1 tRNA gene is annotated in these 523 nt (G+C 49.3%); it reads left to right on the top strand.

The features are described from left to right. Positions 1-82 precede the first annotated feature (82 nt). Positions 83-159, top strand: a tRNA-Arg gene (locus tag IE317_RS44185). Positions 160-523: the final 364 nt, after the last annotated feature.

Here is a 523-nt window from a genome sequence, read left to right as displayed (position 1 = left end):
AAAAGACAAAAATATTTGCAAAAAACGGTTGACAAAACCCAGTCTGAGTGATAAAATACATCATGTTCCGAATGGAACGTATGCGTTGGTAGCTCAGCTGGATAGAGTGACTGACTACGAATCAGTAGGCCGGGGGTTCGAGTCCCTTCCATCGCACCAAACCATGAAAATCCGAACCTTTTCTCGATAGGAGAAGGGTTCGGATTTTTGTTTTCTTCGGAAATGAGAATGCCGCGGTTGCGCAGCAATGAAAGCCCCAGTGGGGCTTTTAAGCGGCAGAGCGGTCTTGCGCAAGCAAGATGGAGGGGCCTTGCCCCGACAAGCTCCGGCTTGTTCCAAACGGCTGTGTGTCCGAAACCTTATCAGAAGAAAGACCGTATCACAAAGGTTACAACTGTAAAGGTACCGTAAGGCAGAGAGGACACAAACATGAAGTACGATGCAAGAGCCTGCCATTTCAACATGGACAACGGCTGCGTGGAGCTGCTGCACCGGGGTCGAGGATGTACTGGATGTGACTATG

This window comes from Amycolatopsis bullii, assembly GCF_014654205.1.
Taxonomy (GTDB): domain Bacteria; phylum Actinomycetota; class Actinomycetes; order Mycobacteriales; family Pseudonocardiaceae; genus Amycolatopsis; species Amycolatopsis plumensis.
The sequence above is the reverse complement of the archived record's forward strand: the minus strand, read 5'-3'. Positions and strand labels throughout refer to the sequence as shown.